The sequence below is a fragment of the Chitinophaga sp. genome (assembly GCF_035538455.1).
Taxonomy (GTDB): domain Bacteria; phylum Bacteroidota; class Bacteroidia; order Chitinophagales; family Chitinophagaceae; genus Chitinophaga.
In genome coordinates this window covers 1-15,215 of the sequence record NZ_DATLKJ010000151.1, presented here as the reverse complement: position 1 = coordinate 15,215, position 15,215 = coordinate 1, and the positions used below count along the sequence as shown (strand labels likewise).

General features: G+C 45.4%; 12 protein-coding genes. 6 read left to right on the top strand and 6 right to left on the bottom strand.

The window, feature by feature from the left end:
• Window positions 1–290: 290 nt before the first annotated feature.
• Entirely contained in the window at window positions 291–2,141 is a 1,851-nt protein-coding gene (locus VM802_RS17770; RefSeq protein ID WP_325532948.1) for an ABC transporter ATP-binding protein, read from the top strand.
• A 73-nt stretch (window positions 2,142–2,214) separates the two neighbouring features.
• Here VM802_RS17770 and VM802_RS17765 read toward each other — a convergent pair whose 3' ends face one another.
• The gene (locus VM802_RS17765) at window positions 2,215–2,490 is read right to left on the bottom strand and encodes a hypothetical protein (RefSeq protein ID WP_325532946.1); all 276 of its coding nucleotides are present in this window, start codon (window positions 2,488–2,490) and stop codon (window positions 2,215–2,217) included.
• A 118-nt stretch (window positions 2,491–2,608) separates the two neighbouring features.
• Here VM802_RS17765 and VM802_RS17760 point away from each other — a divergent pair, with 118 nt between their 5' ends.
• From VM802_RS17760 to VM802_RS17740, 5 genes are all read left to right on the top strand, one after another.
• The gene (locus VM802_RS17760) at window positions 2,609–2,848 is read left to right on the top strand and encodes an SPFH domain-containing protein (RefSeq protein ID WP_325532944.1); all 240 of its coding nucleotides are present in this window, start codon (window positions 2,609–2,611) and stop codon (window positions 2,846–2,848) included.
• Window positions 2,849–2,899: 51 nt separating this feature from the next.
• Window positions 2,900–3,106 carry a YwbE family protein gene (locus tag VM802_RS17755; protein ID WP_325532942.1) on the top strand — a complete coding sequence of 69 codons (207 nt, stop codon included), beginning with the start codon at window positions 2,900–2,902 and terminating at the stop codon, window positions 3,104–3,106.
• Window positions 3,107–3,170: 64 nt separating this feature from the next.
• Window positions 3,171–4,985: an exodeoxyribonuclease V subunit alpha gene (gene recD, locus VM802_RS17750; protein ID WP_325532940.1), complete on the top strand. Its 1,815-nt coding sequence runs from the start codon at window positions 3,171–3,173 to the stop codon at window positions 4,983–4,985.
• A 17-nt stretch (window positions 4,986–5,002) separates the two neighbouring features.
• A complete protein-coding gene (gene recC, locus VM802_RS17745; RefSeq protein WP_325532938.1) occupies window positions 5,003–8,221 on the top strand; it encodes an exodeoxyribonuclease V subunit gamma in 3,219 nt (1,072 codons plus the stop codon).
• Entirely contained in the window at window positions 8,214–11,600 is a 3,387-nt protein-coding gene (locus tag VM802_RS17740) for a UvrD-helicase domain-containing protein (protein ID WP_325532936.1), read from the top strand. Before recC ends, VM802_RS17740 begins: the two co-directional genes overlap by 8 nt.
• A 43-nt stretch (window positions 11,601–11,643) precedes the next feature.
• Here VM802_RS17740 and pth2 read toward each other — a convergent pair whose 3' ends face one another.
• The 5 genes from pth2 to VM802_RS17715 all read right to left on the bottom strand — a co-directional run bounded on the left by pth2 (window position 11,644) and on the right by VM802_RS17715 (window position 15,188).
• Entirely contained in the window at window positions 11,644–12,039 is a 396-nt protein-coding gene (gene pth2, locus VM802_RS17735; RefSeq protein ID WP_325532934.1) for an aminoacyl-tRNA hydrolase, read from the bottom strand.
• A gap of 294 nt (window positions 12,040–12,333) precedes the next feature.
• On the bottom strand, window positions 12,334–12,816 hold the full coding sequence (locus tag VM802_RS17730; RefSeq protein WP_325532932.1) for a DUF2441 domain-containing protein: 483 nt from the start codon (window positions 12,814–12,816) through the stop codon (window positions 12,334–12,336).
• A gap of 8 nt (window positions 12,817–12,824) precedes the next feature.
• The gene (locus VM802_RS17725) at window positions 12,825–13,295 is read right to left on the bottom strand and encodes a hypothetical protein (protein ID WP_325532930.1); all 471 of its coding nucleotides are present in this window, start codon (window positions 13,293–13,295) and stop codon (window positions 12,825–12,827) included.
• A 143-nt stretch (window positions 13,296–13,438) separates the two neighbouring features.
• Window positions 13,439–14,032 (bottom strand): hypothetical protein, encoded by a 594-nt coding sequence (locus VM802_RS17720; protein WP_325532928.1) that lies wholly within the window; start codon window positions 14,030–14,032, stop codon window positions 13,439–13,441.
• A 7-nt stretch (window positions 14,033–14,039) separates the two neighbouring features.
• Complete coding sequence (locus VM802_RS17715) at window positions 14,040–15,188, bottom strand: hypothetical protein (protein WP_325532926.1); 1,149 nt, start codon at window positions 15,186–15,188, stop codon at window positions 14,040–14,042.
• Window positions 15,189–15,215: the final 27 nt, after the last annotated feature.

Genomic DNA, 15,215 nt, shown 5'->3' with positions numbered 1-15,215 from the left:
AGACCAAGCCCTCTATATGGCTGCCAACAATTTTTACCCGTACAACATACCGCTATACCGGACCCACATAAATTAAAAGAAAGTAAAATATCTGATCAGTCCTCAAAAGAAGACCATTGCCTGGATTGCATATTGATTGCTGTTATACACCCGGTAACAGTTATAGCGCAGATAAGCGCAATGGCAATAAGGAACACTGTCATAATACTGCATTTTCGACCGGCCAAAGATAAAGGATTTAGCTCATGATTTTAGTTATAAGGAATACATAGATTCAGTATATTTCAGTTATGAGCGCAATAGGAAGCACCCGGAAGAAACGCCCCGGCAACGATGATGACTTAACCTTTAAAGAACGGCTGGCCGCCCTTCGTAACCTCCCGGCATTTTTCAGGATGGTCTGGCAAACCAGCCCCGGGCTGACCATCGCCAATATCATTCTGAGGATAGCCCAATCAGCCATGCCCTCGCTGCTTCTATATATCGGTAAACTTATCATAGATCAGGTAGTAATACTGAGTAAAGACAGCATCCATCACAACTCCCAGTACCTGTGGCAGCTAGTGATAACAGAATTCATACTGGCTATATTATCAGACGCCCTCAGCAGGGCTATTTCCTTGCTGGACACCTTACTGGGCGACCTGTTTTCCAACCATACTTCTGTAAAAATCATGCAGCATGCTGCCACGCTGGACCTCGACCAGTTTGAAGATTCAGAATTTTATGACAAACTGGAAAGGGCCAGACAACAAACCTTCGGCAGAACCATCCTGCTCTCACAAGTATTAAGTCAGGTACAAGACCTGATCACGATGTGTTTTCTGGGAGCTGGCCTCGCAATCTTTAATCCCTGGCTGATACTGCTACTGCTGGTGGCCGTGATACCCGCATTTCTGAGCGAGTCGCACTTCAATGACCTCTCGTACAAGCTCAGTTGGGGCCAAACCTCCGGACGCCGCGAATTGGATTATATCCGGTACATCGGCGCCAGTGACGAAACCGCCAAAGAGGTAAAAGTATTTGACCTCTCCAATTTCCTTATCAACCGCTTCAAAACCATTTCCGATACGTTTTACCGCGACAAGAAAAACCTTGAACAACGGCACACCGTATGGGGAACATTGTTCGCGGTACTGGGCAGTGGCGGCTATTACGCCGCTTATCTTATCATTATTTTTCAGACGATTAGTGGCCGCCTCTCTATTGGTGACCTCGCATTCCTCGCCGGCTCTTTCCGACAACTGAGGGTTACCTTCCAGGGAATTCTGATCCGTTTCTCCAGTGTCACGCAAGGAGCTATGTACCTGAAAGACATGTTTGATTTCTTCGATATAAAACCGAAGATGTCCAACAAGCAGCAATCACGGCCATTTCCCAAGCCGATGCAACATGGCTTTACTTTCGAAAACGTGGGCTTTAAGTACGTGAACTCCGATAAGTGGGCCGTACGTAACCTTAACTTTACATTATATCCCCGCGAAAAACTGGCGCTGGTAGGAGAGAATGGCGCTGGCAAAACAACACTGGTGAAGTTGCTATCGAGGTTATATGATCCGGTGGAAGGTCGGATATTACTGGATGGCGTTGACCTTCGGGAGTATGATATACAGGAGCTGCGTACACACATCGGCGTTATATTCCAGGACTTCCAGCGTTACCAGATGACAGTATCACAGAACATTGCCGTAGGCAACATCAACCAGGCCAATGATCATTCGCTCATAGAAGATGCTGCCAGACAGAGTCTTGCTGCACCACTTATTGAAAAGATGCCGGAAGGTTACGAACAGATGCTTGGGCGGCGCTTTAATCAAGGCATAGAGCTCTCCGGCGGCGAGTGGCAGAAGATTGCATTGGCCCGCGCCTATATGAAAGACGCCCAATTGCTTATCCTTGACGAACCTACTTCCGCCCTGGATGCACGTGCAGAATACAATGTCTTCCTCCGCTTTGCGGATCTTACAAAAGATAAAACAGCAGTGCTTATCTCTCACAGATTCTCTACTGTACGGATGGCCAACCGTATCCTCGTATTGGAGAAAGGTCAACTGGCAGAATTAGGCAGCCATGAAGAATTGCTTGAACAAAAAGGAAAATATGCAGAGCTGTTTGAGCTACAGGCAGCCGGATATAAATAGAATACTATTGTTAAATTGATTTGCACAGCAAACTAAAAATAATAAAGGCGCCGTATCATCAGCGCCTTTTTCTTTAATGCAATTCATACCACGGCACTCCTTGTGTCCCTTTAGGATGATTAACCGCATTTCTCATCGCCGAGCCACTAATCTCATACCACGGCGTTGTGCTAATTCCCGAAGGATGATGCACTGTGGGATACACCTTGTTGTCTTTGATTTCAAACCAGGGCTGCACGTTGACACCATTGACGTGGTTTACAGTTGTGAAGACTCCGTTGCCTCTGATCTCGTACTCAGCCAGACTGCTCCAGCCGTCCGGATGATGTAAGGTTCTGTAAAGGTTCATAAGTTAAAATTTTTTTCGGGTTAAAAACACAGAACAAATTTAACGAAAAAAGCACCATTAAGAACGAGCACAGGCGCGGATTCCAAAAGATCTTTCTGTCAGGTATTAAAAAGACATCATGAACCAGGTATTGGTGGCGGAAAAGAAAACACAGGCCAATATCATCATGAGGAGAGAAGAAACAGTGAGTACCCGTAGTCTCATGAATACAGCAAAACTGATGGAAGACAATCCAATGCTGTTTAAGCTGAAAGAAATGGAATATGTGGAAAAGATCACTGAGAAGATCAGCAATATCAGCATCAACGGCAACGGTGTGCTGATAGATCAGCTCAGGCAGATCTTCATCTCCAAATAATAAATTTTAAAAAAGAGTTAGCTTTGCGCTGACTCTTTTTTATTTTCAGATATGCACGGACGCAACAGAAACGATATTTATCCTGGCCTGGAAGTGGCCATCATCCTGAAGAAAGATCAGCGTACCGGTAAGCGAACCTATGGCATCGTGAAGGACATCCTCACATCCGCTCCTTACCACTCACGCGGCATAAAGGTTCGCCTGGAAGATGGACAGATAGGCCGTGTGGAAGAAATCAACGTTACAGAAGAAGATTAAGTTGACCCATCCGCATCCCGCGTAAAATGTCGTACTTTGAAGCATTTCAAGCGTATTTCATATCATGCGAAACCTGGTCACTCTAAATGATGTTCATCAGCAGTTTGCCGAATATTTCAATATTCCGGCACTGAAGCCTTATGCATATCTCCTCTCCAGGAAACTGAGCGAAGGACACATCTGCCTGGATCTTGACACCATCAGCCAGGAACAGGAATCGCTGCCAGCCAGCTACTCCATCCCTGAAAATGGGGCATCTCCGCTGACATCCGTACCACTTGTTGGGAAAAACGGCGACGACACACAGCCTTTCGTTTTATATCAGAATAAACTGTATCTGCAACGCTATTACCGCTACGAAAGCAGTTTTCTCAAAAGCGTAAAGACCTTGCTGGATGCAGAAAAGACCGTGCTGGCCAACAGAACAGCGTTACTCCGCCAGCAACACGCCCTGATCAGCCGTCTCTTTACAACGGATGAGGTGATCCGCTCAACCGATGATCCGGTAGACTGGCAGTTGGCCGCGGCCATCACGGGTGTATTGAACAATTTCACGATTATCACCGGTGGCCCCGGTACCGGCAAAACTACCACCGTAGCCAAAATACTAGCCATACTCTTTGCAACTGACCCGGCTCTAAAAGTAGCACTCGCCGCTCCAACAGGTAAAGCCGCCGCACGTATGGCGGAAAGTCTCCGCAATACCTCCATCAGTATAGATGACGCCACCACCGGTAAGTTCAGGGCACTCAGCCCCTCTACAATCCATCGCCTGCTAAAGCCCGTAAAAGACACGCCGTACTTCAAACATAATAAGGACAATCCGCTGAACTACGATGTAGTAATAGCAGACGAATGCTCCATGATAGATGTAGCCCTCTTTGCCAAACTGATGGAAGCCATCGGTCCGCAAACCAGGATCATACTGCTGGGCGATAAAGACCAGCTGGCATCGGTGGAAGCGGGAAGCCTCTTCGGAGATCTGTGCCAGGCACAGACAACGCTAAATCTCTTTTCCTCAGAGCGGCGCTCACTCATCAACAGCTTCATCAGTGAACCCGCACGTCATATCCCCGCCACTGCGGTGAATGATAACGACCATCATCCACTGTTTCAGCACCTGGTGGAATTGAGACGCAGTCATCGTTTCACAGGACACAGTGGCATCGGTAAGTTCAGTCGGGCTATCATCAACAGCGACACCGCCGCTATCAGGGAGTTTTTCCCGGCTGGCGCTGACCCTGAAGTAGTGATAGATCCATCTTCAGATAAAGCCCTCTTCGAAAAATTCATCTCCGGGTATACTACTTTTATCCGGGAAGAAGATACCGCAACGGCACTGAAAAAATTGAATGAACTGCGTGTACTGGTAGCCATCCGCGAAGGAGGGCAGGGACTTTATGCCATCAACAGGGACATCGAAAAATATTTACAGGATAAAAAATTACTCAATATAAACACCGCCTTCTACGAAAACAGACCTATCATACTTACCCGCAACTATTATGAACATGGGTTGTTTAACGGAGATACCGGCATCATTCGTCCCGATCACAACGGCGTTCTGATGGCCTGGTTTGAAGACAGCAACGGAGAACTGAAAAGCGTGCTGCCCGGTTATCTTACGTTGGCAGAAACAGCATTTGCCATGACCATTCATAAAAGCCAGGGATCTGAGTTTGCAGAAGTACTGATAGTACTGCCGGAAGCGGCAGAAGTACCCATACTTACACGGGAACTGTTGTATACTGCCGTAAGCCGGGCCAGGAAACGGGTGATAGTACAGGGACCGGAAGAAATTATACTACTGGCAGCAGAACGCCGGGTAGAAAGGGCTTCCGGCATTGCGGCAAGATTTATGATGAATGCAAAGAATTAACAAGCGAGGATACTGACATGTCGTTATACTTAAAGGTTTCCAATTCACTGAACAGCCTGGCGGCCGGATTGTCGGAAGACCTGGAGCAGGCCGGCAACGGCGTGTTTCAGTCCCATTATATCGTTACGCAAACGGAGGGGATGAACAACTGGCTGAAACTGCAACTCGCCCACCGGCTGGGCATTGCCGCCAACTGCCGGTTCATGAAACCCAACGACCTGCTGTATCATATCTATATGCTGCTGGGTGGCGCCTACACAGAAGTACTCTCCCCTCAGAACCTCAGCTGGCTGCTCTACAAACTGATGGGCGAAACCGCCTTTATCTCCCGTTTCCCATCCGTGGCCGACTACTACACCGGAACCGGCCCCGACAGCGATCTTAAACGCATGGGCCTCGCCGAAAAAGTTGCGGACCTTTTTGACCAGTACCAGGTATACCGCCCGGATATGATCCGGGAATGGAGTAACCACTCCAACGGCTATACACAACAGGCCGAATGGCAGGAGTGGCTGTGGATAAAAGTAAAGCAGCTTTCCGGAGATGCCCTGCCCGACAAAACCATCGTAGGCAACTATATACTGGAAACGCTTCGCCATAAAGGAGCTGAAATGGGCTTATCCAAAAAGATCCCGGCGATACACCTGTTCGGTCTTTCCATTATCACCGCATACCACGTGAAGATACTGCATGAGCTATCCGCCTATATAGACGTGCATTTTCATATCATCAACCCGGCGCCGGAAGTATTCTGGTTTGAGGACCGCAGCGAAAAACAACTGGCCAGGTGGCGGCAGCGTGAAGGCCGGATACCGGAAAACACCAATGCAGGCAACGCCTTACTCACAGGCTGGGGCAAGGTAATCCAAAACAGCTTCGGCCTGTTCTTTGAATACGATGCCTTCTTCAATGCCTATGAAGAGATCGGCATCGTGCCACCCGCTCCGGATACGCTGCTGCATAAAATACAACACGATATTTTCTCCGCCGCAACCACCGACCGTAACCCGGTTACAGAAGAGGATATACACGATGGTACAGTCACCATCAATTCCTGCTACACCATAGCCAGGGAAGTGGAAGTGCTTTACAACTACCTCGTGCATCTCATCGATCAGAAGCAGGAAGCACTGTCTCCCCGCGATATTGTTGTGATGGTAAGCGATATTGATGCCTACGCACCATATATCAAGGCTGTATTCAATAATGCGCCCTACAAGTTCCGGTATACCATTGCTGATGAAAGCTATACCGACAACGATAACCTCTTCAATGCACTACAGGCTGTTCTGCACATGAACGAAGACAACTTCACCGCAGAAACAGTCATGCAGCTACTTGATTTCTCATATATCCGTAACCGTTTTTCGCTCAATGATCCCATCAGGATAAGAAGCATTGTGCAGGCAGCTAACATCCGTTTCGGTATTGATGGACGCCAGGAGGATGAAACCCGCTTTGTAAGCTGGAGATATGGCATACAGCGCATCATGTATGGCATCTGCATGAGCGGTGAAGAAGAATATGGAGCAGGAGCAGACAGCTTCTACCCGTTGGATATACTCGAAGGCAGCGATGCCCATGAGATCATCCGCTTCTGTCATTTTGTGGAAGTCCTGATTGCATCAATAGAAGAGCGGCACTACACCCGCAGCATCGCAGATTGGGTGGTGTATGCCGAACGGGTATTGCACAACCTCGTGTTTGAGCCGCAGGAAGATGATGATATTGATGAAGACTATACTACGCTTATTAAAGAGTTGTCTGATTACAATGCGCTGAATAAATACATGCACGATAAAGTGACCTTCGATGTCTTCAGCCACAGCCTGCTGCAAACACTTACCGGTACTATACGTTCAGGCTTGTTTGTCAATGGGGGAATTACCTTCTGCTCGCTCATCCCTATGCGAAGCATTCCTTTCAAAGTCGTGGCGCTGATGGGCCTTAATTACGATAAGTTCCCGCGCCGCGAAATCAGGTCCAGCTTTAATATCATGGAGCAGAAGCGACAACGCGGCGATCGTAATATCAAGGAAAATGATAAACATCTTTTCCTCGAAACCGTCATGTCTGCTCAACAGTACCTCTACATCAGCTATATAGGAAGAGATGTCAAAGACAATACCCTGTTGCCGCCTTCCGCACTCGTGGATGAACTGATCGATTATATCGAATCCGGTACAGCAGCAGGACATGGTATCCGAAAACACCTGGTAACACAGCATCCCATGCAGGGCTTCAGCCGGAAATACGGCCAGCCGGACTATCGTCTTTACAGTTATCTTCATACCAATTCATCTCTCCGGAAAGACATCATTCATAAAGAAAAAGTAGCCGACCCGCTGAATTTTGAAGAAATTACGTTGAATGATCTCGTCAGCTTCTTCAAAAATCCATTCAAAGCCTATTACAACAAAGTCCTGGGTATCTACTACAGCGACGAGCATATACTCCTGAGCGAAACCGAACTTTTCCATCTTAACAAACTGGAAAAGTGGCAGCTCAAAAACAATCTGCTGCCAGTGAAAGAGGCAGAGGTATCCGCTTTGCAGAACAGTCTCGTTAAAAAAGGACAGCTACCACTGGGCAGTATGGCCTATGTTGCTATACAGGAACAGGAAGCAGAGGTATCACCGGTCCGCAGCCTGTATGATGCATGTACGCATGGTGCGCCAGAGCAGAAAGTAGCTATTGAACTTCCGATTGGCGACGTAATGCTGAAAGGTAATATCAATAAGATATTCAACGGGCATCTCATACAAATCACCTGGTCGAAAAATGAAATGAAGTACCTCGTGGAAGCCTATATCCGTTACCTGGCAGCGGTTGCAGCCGGAGCTACTGAAGGGATGTACTTTATTTCCGGCGTTGAGAAAAAAACTGTTTTTAAAGCAACGCCTTTATCCAGGGAAACAGCGCATAGCCGGTTGAGTGAACTGGTAAAGATATACAAATCAGGCTTCGTGAATGTCCTCCCATTCTATCCGTCCTTCGGTATTACGCCTGATAAGGTAGAAACGTTGGATAAAGAAGAGTTTGATAAACTGATAACAAAGAATTTCGAGACACAGCATTCCGTTTCTGATCCGTATATTTTGCAGGAATACGAAGCAGGATACTTTGAGGAAGATGAACTGTATGCGATTTACAGGCAGGCATGCAGGCTGCTGATAACACCGCTGACAGAGATCTTCCCGGAATACTTCGACAAAACAGCAGCGGCCAATGATTGAGCATAAGATATATAAGCATTTTGAAGCGGCTACGGTTGCTCTGGAAGGAAGTAACCTGATAGAAGCCAGTGCTGGCACAGGTAAAACCTATTCCATTGCTATCCTGGTGTTAAGACTGGTGCTGGAAAAACATCTTTCCATCAAAGAGATATTGATGGTAACCTTTACAAAAGCCGCTGTAGCAGAGTTGCAGGAGCGTATCAGGTTATTTATCCGCAACGCTTATAAAGTGAGCTTCGGTCTTGAAATAGGCGACGATAATATCACTACACTCGTGCTGGATGCGATTGATAGGTCTCACTATCTTGAAGTACAGCAACGCCTGCGCGATGCGGTACTGCTGCTGGATGAAACAGCTGTACTCACCATTCATGGCTTCTGCCAGCAAACACTGAATGAGTTTGCATTTGAGACCGAGCAGCTATTCGGCGCAGAGATGGTTCCGGATATTACGCCCATCATCGAAAACGAACTGAATAAATCATGGCGCAAAAATATCACAACACTTCATCCTGAATTATTACAGCATATCTGGTCGGAAGATATGAAAGACGATATGCTGAAGATTATGCGGGAACATCTTGGTGGAAAGAAATACCTTGGCTTCGATGAAAACGCCGGCTATGATATAAGCGAAGCACAACAAACCGGATGGCTCGAAACACTGGTACAACTTGAATCAGCGCAACAGCAGGCGGAAGAAGCATTGCATGGCTACATCAACATCCATGCAAATGATCTCAGGAAAAGCTGTGAGTCCAACACCTATGCAAAAAAAGGCCTGCTGGATAAAGTTGCTTCTCCCCCCGATTTTATCAAAGAACTAATTGATAAAAGAGATAAAGGATATGTGCAGAAGTTATTCGCCAATGTGCTGGAAGAAATAGACATATTCAATACTATCTGCGAAAAGCTGCACCAATATGTGCAATCCGTACGTCACCAGTTATACTGCCTGATTATACAGGAAGTTACCACCGGCACCAAAGCATTCAAGGAACGAAGCAATATGCTTGGTTATGATGACCTCATCAACAACCTGCACACCGCTTTGGTGAAGAGAGACAACCCCAAACTGGTGGACGGTCTACAGCAGAAGTACAAAGCAGTATTCATCGATGAATTTCAGGATACCGATCGCTTGCAATACGAAATATTCCATAACGCATTCAGTGAAAACACCACCCTGTTCTATATCGGCGATCCCAAGCAAAGTATTTACGCATGGCGCACTGCTGATATATTCACCTACTTCAGGGCACGCAACAACGTACAGCACCTCTTCGACATGAATCATAACTTCCGCTCCTCGGAAAATATGATCCATGCCATGAATCTGTTTTTCAAGCCCACAGAAGATTTTAACACCTTCTACTTTGAAGGAGAAGAAAACAGTATCGGGTATTTCAATGTAGAAAGCCCTGAAAATAACAGTAAAGGATACCTGTATAAACAGGGACACAAAGAAGTCCCCATTACCGTACTGCACTATGCAAAGAAAGCCGATATCAGTGCAGGCGTGGCCGCACAGGTAGCGCAACTACTGCTTGATCCTTCCTATCGCATCAACGATAAAGCCATCAGTCCCTCAGACATCGGTATCCTCGTGAGAACAGGCAATGAAGGTCGTGATGTAAAACATCAGCTGGCCATGTTGGGCATACCCGCAGTAACCATTGATGACGCTAAAATTCTGCAAACAGACGAAGCCAGGATGGTACTATACCTCTTAGAGGCGATGGAAACACCCGACAGATCCAGCATTAACCGCGCGCTGTTATCTCCGTTTACCGGCTTCCATGTGCAGGAAATACTCCGCCTTGATGATGAAACCGCGCTCACGCTCTTCGGTAAGTACCGCGACCTCTGGCAGGAAGATGGCGCCTATACCGCACTGATGACCTTCATCGCCGATTTTGGCGTCAGGAATATGCTGTTGCAGGGACATTCCGAAAACGGAGAACGCATCATCACCAACCTCTTTCAGCTTACGGAACTGGTGCACGAAACACAAAGCCGCAAAAATCTCTCCATGCGGGACGTAATCTCCTGGCTCAAACGTGGCATAGACGGCATGGCCACGGAAGGCGATGAATACATGCAACGGGTAGAAAGCGATGAAGAAGCCGTGAATATCGCTACCATCCATAAAAGTAAAGGGCTGGAATACAAAATTGTACTGACGCCTTTCCTTGATTTCACAGAAAATGCGCAGATCAGGTTTGTGAGCTTCCGTGATCCCGAAACCGGTGATTACGCCGGCACCGAAAAAGACAGGCTCACCGAACAACAGCTGGAAGCATACAGGCGCCAGCAGGAGCAGGAAAACCGTCGCCTCATTTACGTGGCCATCACCAGAGCCGTTTATAAATGTTATATATTCAGGAATACCAGGGTTAAAAAATCTTCGCTCACACCTTTCCTCGACGGTATACAGGTAACCATGCACGGCCACGACCTCGTCCTGCTCGATGGCCCGCTGCCAGAAACACCTGAAGGAAAATATATTCAGCATCAGCAACCTTCTGCATCAGGAAAACATACGCCCGTTCACTTTGCATTACTGGAAGAACACTGGCGCAAGATGAGCTATAGTATGCTCGCCGCCAAACAGGAGCAGCCACTGCGCGCCCGCCCGCAGCAACAGCCCGATGCATATGATAACTTCATTTTCCACACACTGCGCAGAGGCGCCAAAACAGGTAATCTTCTGCACTTCATCTTCGAAAACATCAACTTCGCGGATGATTCCAATTGGGAACAGTGGCTGGAAGAAGCTATCCGCCGGTTCGTACCCAGCCAGCGTGAACAATACCTCCCCATGCTGCGGCAGCTGATGCAACATGTATTCCATACCCTCATCGATATAAATGGCGATCATTTAAAACTGGCTTCCATTGGTCGTCACAAGCGGCTCACCGAACTGGAGTTCGACTTTCCCGTACCCGGATTCCAATCAGCGCAGCTTAACAAACTCTCCGATGAGCACCTGACCGTTAATGTGAAACGTTTCTCCGAACAGGAGCTTGAAGGTATGATGAACGGGAAAATAGATCTCTTCTTTGAACATGCTAACCGTTATTATATCCTCGATTGGAAATCCAATTACCTGGGAAGCAACCAGGAAGACTATTCCCAGACAGCGCTGGCACAGGCGATGAATGAGAGCAACTACCACCTGCAATACCTGATATATACGGTCGCTGTGAAAAAATACCTGGAGAACAGAATCCCCGGATTTGACTACCACACACAGTTTGGCGGGGTCATTTATTGTTTTGTACGCGGTATCCGCAACAACAGTAACAGTGGTATTTTTACAACTAAACCATCATTCGAAAAAATACAGGTACTGGAAAAGTTATTAACAAGGAGATAGTCTTTAGCATATAGTGCTACCGTTAACGGCTACACACCCAGACCTATAAAAGCTTCAGATCTTTCGTGATCATATCAATTTCGGTATTCAGGTTGGGACCAATGGCGCAACAGGTTCTCGTAGGTACGCCGCCAAATTCTGTAAGGCCGGAATCTGTTATCAGCGTGGTATTCAGACCAGCTTCCAATGCCTGCTGATGAACGTCGATCAGCTCCTGCTCTGATTCCACATACAGGCAGATCTTGGTAAATCCCTTTGTCATCCATTCATTTACTTCTTCCGGGTTCTTCAGGCCAGTGCGCAGTTCACTCCCTTCAATCACCGCATGCCTGGTGAGAAAAGCGATAGAAGCATGAGCACCCTGCGCTATCATTTTACCTTTGCGCATGTTGAGATCCTTGCGCATAATGATCACCTGTTTTACAATCCTGGAAGGCATAAAAAAATTTCCGCTAAGCTAATTCATTTTCTGAAAGGATTAAAAGATCACGCAACTCACGCCAATAGTAATATCCGGAGAGCTGGTCCATTAGCTGCCTGACCCTTCCTTTCTGACGCTCCACCCGAAACGGGCATCGAAGTTAATATGCCTGCTCCAGCCGCGTCGCTTTCTTGTTACGCTTATATCATTGGGAACAATGTCATAAAGCGAATTTGATAATAAAAGAGTCGTTATTATTATTGGTCCCGTGCAGAGTAAGTTAACCTATAAAAAAAGTATGTTCTAATTGAACTATGATAATTTCTGCAATACTCGCAGCCTAGATGCTGTAAGGAATTCTGTACAGGCGATGGCCTTCCCCTCAAATTCAATAGTCGTTTTATAACGATATTGCCAATATCCATATGCTATTTGATACTTATCCGCGTGGTGTCTAGGCATCGGTTCAACAGCATTAAAATCACCAGTATGAAAAGGGGCAAAAGCATCCATTATTTCAACTTCATAAATATATCCATTGGGGCAAAGATGTTTCTGATATAGATTCATTGTTTCCAAAGAAATACAGCAAAAACAGCTGTTAAGGCGCGATGGCTTCTCCGGAAAATGTAATACTCGCATTTCCTCTAACAGCATCTCTCGATTCCATGACCTGTGCTTCGTACCTGCCTCACGAATCATCTTTCCCCAATTCCCGGGTTCTATAATATCACCTTTATCTAGTTCTCTATGGCTACAATGGTAGTAAACCATAATTGGATTAATTGGATTCAAAATTATGGTTACGTCACCGGTGTTGCAGCTCTAATTATAGCATCCAAGTCTTCTTCGTTATATAAAATTCTTATCAGTGTCATCTTATCCGGTTCAATGAAATGTACCCATTCACCATTATCAAAAACCATTACTATCTTTCTTTCTCCAACGACTAGCTGATAATAAGGATGATGGCTATCAGTTCGTTCATGAAAAATAAAACCTTTTTCAACTAATCTGTCATGGAAGATTTTCTGCTTTGCGGCCTCTTCCTCAATTAGAGAACTCAGCTCTTGCTCCCTCTCATGAACCCATGTAGGGTATCTCTCCCCCACTACTACCTTCCATTGGCCATTATCACCACGGGTCATTTTGAATTCATGTTGTTCATCTCCCCTAATCGAGTAGTATAAATCCCCACCATCAAACACAGGAGTATAGGACAAATTTGCTACGCCCCTAGAGGCTTCAACAAAGCATGTAAAGTAATTGTACATAATGTACATTTTTAAAATCAGTGCCTGTGGTAGGCATTAGAAATTCATTGATCCCTACTTCCGACAATCTAATGTATTGAAAGAAATTATGCTAGAATATACCAGATCAAGAAACGTATATCATAAGCTTGAGATAAGATTGACTATTCTGTCAAAAAAATCTTCTCTGAGCTCAGAACCTCCTTTAGATCCATATTAGTAACCTGTACAATTACTCTATTTGTGCCAGGATACTTTCCCATGCTTACTCTGTCGGGCAGAATAAATGCTTCCATATCTTTCCAATGCCATGCTAAAAAATCAAAATCACCCGCTTTATAATCATCAGTAGTGACATTGTGAGCGTATCCCAGGCGCTCAGCAAAAACATTTAGACTATCCTTGTTAAACTCCATGAGCAAGAACAGACAGAATTGTTCTGAGTCCTTTTTATATGCCAGAACTTTATCTACAGGAAGATTGAATATTGTATATACCTTTTTCTCTGGTTGGATCTTATTAAAATTATAAAGCAGCAAAGGATGGTTGGTCTCTATCTTTTCATTGATGCTGACATTATAATTAATCAACTCTGAGTCCACAAAAGCACGAACCGTTGCTCCATCATTTAGTATTTTATCCAGATTCATGGCTGTATTAGTTGGTTGTTGTCCAACCAAATTAGAACTAAAAAAAGTCAAAAAAAACCCCATTAAAAAATAATCTCTTACAAACTTCCTTTTTATGGCGAATCTCATTTAAATTTTATTTACAATCATAGGGATTCCACGCAGTCCTTTGCTCTTCTTTGTAAATTATGTTGGGGCTTCCAGATCCAGCAACCCCAGCCGTTCCCCCTTTAACAATCATTAACTCATTCAATTTCTTCCTGAAATAAAGGGTAACAGTTCCGTCATCTGGCATATATGGAGAGTTTTTAAACTCTTGATATGTAAATATTTTTGCCAAGTCTGTATATGTTGCTGCAAGCGATGCTGCAAGACCTGGCGTAATCTCAGTGCCGTTAGCATATTTAAGTGGCAACCCTATAACCACCTGGTTGATATAAACCGTCCTCATTGCTGTCATCCCTTCATTTGAACTCCATACCCATTTTAATCTAATCTTGGTAATTCCTGCCTCTTGCCAGTTTGCTGAACTAGTTTGCTTAAAAACAATTGCACTACAGTCAACACTATTAGTATTTTCCGGATCAATATCGGGTGCAGAATAATCCGGATTGGTACCACTTCCACCCATATCTCCGCCACCACCGGAACCACCACTCGGCCCTCCCCCGTCATCAAAACATACTGTTTTTGAGTACAAGTATTGCGTACCCTGGTATTTACCTCCAACATAAACATCCTGGAAATAATCAAATTCAGCACAGTTATAGCCTTCTGTTTTAGCTTTCGCCGCAGTATAACTAATAGACACATTTGTCCGATGCGCAACTCCATTTTTATATGAAGAACTTCTCTTTATTGTTCCATCCCAAGAAGTAACAAGGATGTCTCCTTCAAATTTACTTTTTCTCGAATCTGCTGTAGGGGATTTATACACAACCTCTGCAACGATGCTGCCAGAGGAGCCTTTATAAAAGGCTAGGAATGGCGCACCTAAATACCTTCTTTCTTTCTGCGAATCCAACGAATATGGCATTTTATTCGAGAAGACCAGCGGCACCAGTACTGTACTGAATGATTGTACTTTTATTTCTTTAACCGAGCTCCAATCGGGAAGTAAATCATAGGAAAGCCGATTAGTTTCCTGAATGGCATTATTTCCTGGTTGCTTTGCCAGTACATCATCAAAGTAAGATTTTGCCTCTGTTTTGAGACTCTGAGGCTGATTAGAACGATTATCCTGCTTCTTACAGGCAAAAAACAAGAGGGCAACAGTAGTCGCCAATAAAACCGAAAATTTGATTTTCTAGAT